Annotated in this window: 3 protein-coding genes and 1 pseudogene; 3 read left to right on the top strand and 1 reads right to left on the bottom strand. The window is 40.6% G+C overall.

Translation table 11 applies throughout. The annotated features are described in order from the left end of the window. Window positions 1-148: 148 nt before the first annotated feature. The 3 genes and pseudogenes from SD31_RS09740 to dnaJ all read left to right on the top strand — a co-directional run bounded on the left by SD31_RS09740 (window position 149) and on the right by dnaJ (window position 2,653). Window positions 149-790: an ATP-binding cassette domain-containing protein gene (locus SD31_RS09740; RefSeq protein ID WP_052258916.1), complete on the top strand. Its 642-nt coding sequence runs from the start codon at window positions 149-151 to the stop codon at window positions 788-790. 139 nt (window positions 791-929) lie between these two features. Then, entirely contained in the window at window positions 930-1,490 is a 561-nt protein-coding gene (locus tag SD31_RS09735) for a nucleotide exchange factor GrpE (RefSeq protein WP_039053988.1), read from the top strand. Between the two features lie 12 nt (window positions 1,491-1,502). Further along, window positions 1,503-2,653: pseudogene (dnaJ, locus tag SD31_RS20935) on the top strand (molecular chaperone DnaJ). Window positions 2,654-2,688: 35 nt separating this feature from the next. Here the strand turns inward: dnaJ and SD31_RS09725 are convergent. Further along, window positions 2,689-3,528, bottom strand: coding sequence for a PDZ domain-containing protein (locus SD31_RS09725; RefSeq protein ID WP_039053987.1), 840 nt, complete (start codon window positions 3,526-3,528; stop codon window positions 2,689-2,691). Between the last annotated feature and the right edge of the window lie 177 nt (window positions 3,529-3,705).

Genomic DNA, 3,705 nt, shown 5'->3' with positions numbered 1-3,705 from the left:
AATCTTTGGAAAAAATCGGGTTAGGAGATAAAGCCGAACAAAATCATGAAAATCGTTCAAGGAAATGCTTTCGAACAACTTAAAAAAATCAAAACCAAAYTATAAGAATGGTAAAAAACACAGATAATACGTCTAAAAAACGTAAGATATATATCAACAAAAACATTTAGTACTATCCAACGTTAATCTTGAGATCGACAAAGGTGAATTTATCTACCTTATCGGTCAATCAGGTTCCGGAAAAAGTTCCTTATTGAAAATCATATATGGCGATCTGTATATCGCCAACGGTGAAGGATTGGTAGCTGGCTTTGACCTTAAGACCTTGCGCGAAAATGATGTACCCTTTCTTCGAAGAAAATTAGGTATTGTCTTCCAAGATTTCCATTTGCTAAACGACCGTACGGTAGAAAAAAATCTTGAATTTGCACTGAAAGCTACCGGATGGAAAGACAAAAACCTCATCCAAAACAAAATGATAGATGTACTGGAAAAGGTGGGATTACGCTCAAAGATACACAAGATGCCCCACGAGCTGTCCGGAGGAGAACAGCAACGTATCGTTATAGCAAGAGCTTTGCTCAACGATCCGGAAATCATTCTTGCGGATGAGCCTACAGGAAACTTGGACCCCGCCACTTCAGAAGAAATCGTACTGTTGCTTCGTGACATAGCCGCTTCTGGTACGGCTGTACTTATGGCTACACACGACTACCAGATCATACGTAATATGCCATCGCGTATTATACGCACCAGTGACGGCGCCCTACACGACAACGTAAGTATATAAAACTGACAAAAACTATTTTAATCCGACATTTTGGACGTGTTTATTCATCAAGCACTGACAAGGTGTCGGATATTTTATAATGGCAAAATTATTGAAACCCCTACTTGAGCTACTCAAGTATCTAAAAAAAATTGTGATCATGAACGAAAAAGAAAATATTCAAGACGAAAAGCAGCAAAACGAAAACGTAGAACAGAACGAAAAAGAACACACGCAAGAACAAGAAACATCTGCAGAAACTCCGGCCCCTTCTCAGGAAGAAGTGCTGAGCAATCAGCTTGCCGAAATGCAGGATAAATATGCACGTTTGTTTGCTGAATTCGATAACTATAAGAAGAGAACAGCGAAGGAACGTATAGAATTGATTCAGACTGCGGGCCAAGCTGTAATCTCTAAACTATTACCGGTTTTGGATGACTTTGACAGAGCATTATCAGCGATGGCTACAGCTCAAGATATTGAAGCTATTAAGCAAGGCATAGAATTGGTAAACAATAAATTCCGCAAGATCCTTGAAAACGAAGGTCTCAAAGAAATTAAAGTTATCGGAGAGCCTTTCGATGCGGATTTTCAAGAAGCAATCACTGCCATTCCAGCGCCTTCAGAAGATATGAAGAACAAAGTTATAGACGTCGTTGAGAAAGGATACACTTTAAATGACAAAGTTATCCGCTATGCAAAAGTAGTGATTGGACAATAATAGCAACTATTTATGTCAAAAAGAGATTATTATGACGTACTTGGCGTTTCGCGTCAAGCCGATGCAGCAGAAATAAAATCAGCTTACCGTAAGTTGGCGATAAAATATCACCCGGACAAAAATCCGGACGACCCTACCGCTGAAGAAAAATTTAAAGAAGCTGCAGAAGCTTACGAAGTGCTGAGCGATCCGGAAAAAAGAGCAAGGTACGACCAGTTCGGCCATGCAGGAACCTCATCCAACTTTGGTGGTGGCGCCGGCATGAATATGGAAGATATCTTTAGTCAATTTGGGGATATTTTCGGCAGTGGAAGCCCTTTCGAAAGTTTCTTCGGTGGAGGCAGAAGCTCCAGAGGAGGACGTCGTGTACCTAAAGGTACCAACCTGCGCATCAAGGTTAAGCTTACCTTAGAAGAAATTGCCAAAGGGGTAGAGAAAAAGATAAAAGTAAACAAGCAAGTAGTCTGTCGTACCTGTAACGGTACTGGCGCTAAAGATAAATCGTCATACCACACCTGTAGAACATGTGGTGGTTCAGGATCGGTAAGACGCGTTACCAACACCATTTTGGGACAAATGCAAACCACCAGTACCTGTCCTACCTGTAACGGGGAAGGTATAGAAATAAGCGCTAAATGTACTACCTGTCGTGGCGAAGGATTAGTAAGAGGGGAAGAAACCATCTCTATCAATATCCCTCGCCGGCGTAAGCGAAGGAATGCAGCTATCCATGAGCGGCAAAGGTAATGCCAGCCCCTCGCGACGGCGTACCAGGCGACTTGATTATCCTCATCGAAGAGATTCCGCATGCTACCTTAAAACGTGATGGCAACAATGTTATCTACGACCTTTATGTCAACTTTGTAGATGCAGCCCTAGGTACCAGCGTGGAAGTTCCAACAATAGATGGGAAGGCAAAAATTAAAATAGAACCGGGAACGCAAGGAGGAAAAATACTCCGCCTAAAAGGAAAAGGTATTCCGGAAGTAAACTCTTACCACAAAGGAGACCAGTTGATTTACGTTAACATATGGACTCCGAAAGCTTTGTCGCCAGAAGAAAGAGAATTGTTAGAAAAACTAAGGAATTCTCCAAACTTCAAGCCTCAACCCGGAAAAAGCGAAAAGTCCTTTTTCGATAGGATTAAAGAATATTTTGAATAACAAATAAAAAAGAGCATCTTTACGATGCTCTTTTTTTATACACCTTTGTAGGTCTGCAGCGACAAAGGATCTTCCAACTCAAAGGAAATATTAAGCTCTTTATCTCCTCTTCTTATCTGCATCTTAATACGTTTACCTTCACCGGACTGAAGTTTAGCCTTTATATCCTGCAGCTTCATCTTTCCTACCATTCTGCCGTTAATTTTAAGAATCTGATCTCCAATTTGAATACCAGCCTGCTCTGCCGGAGAGTTAGGCCTAACCTGATTGACAATATAGGTCGCATGCAGCTCAATAAGATAATTCACCTGGGTGCTAAACACGATGGTCCTACCTTCCATACGCTCATTTTCTCCCATATCCTGATACAACATACGGTGACGTACAAATTCAAATCCATCGTGTACAATTTCCAGTCCACTCATATCCACCACATAAGGCTTGTGGAAGTTTTTGTTCACTCGCAAATAAATACGCTGGTTTGGATAATCCAAAATGACATGAAAGCGACTCAAGATCTGGTTGCCTATGGATCCAACTCTGTTTTTCGATATCTTAACTGGATCATAGCTGTTGCTGTCAGGATAAGCGACAATAGGATATTCGACAACATACTTTGCCCATCGCAAACTTTTAATCCTGTTTTTATAGCCAAACACAGCCCCATTGAACCCCATTCCTAAATATTCCCGGATGTAGGGAGGCGAGATAACATAAAGAGACAACTGACGCTGAAAAAGCATCATAGGATTCGAATTTCCTAAATCTAAGAGTAGCTTTTGGTTCTCAAATCTCTTCTCTTTAGTTTCAATATGAGCTTGGGTATAAACACGGTCATTTTCCAGTATTAGGGGAAATGAATCATACTTATCCACCTTTAATCCTAAATCTGAAACACTATGTGCAACAGTAATCTTCTTCTTAATATAGTCTATAGCAACTTACGTTAACTTCATGAAGAATAACCGACTCCCCAAATTCCGATGAATAGGAACTAACTATATTGCGCGAGTAAGTTGAAACTAGTACTACGTTAATTAAACATAATAGWT

Origin of the sequence: Sphingobacterium sp. T2 (genome assembly GCF_000814685.1) — a bacterium.
Classification (GTDB): domain Bacteria; phylum Bacteroidota; class Bacteroidia; order Sphingobacteriales; family Sphingobacteriaceae; genus Sphingobacterium; species Sphingobacterium thermophilum.
The sequence above is the reverse complement of the archived record's forward strand: the minus strand, read 5'-3'. Positions and strand labels throughout refer to the sequence as shown.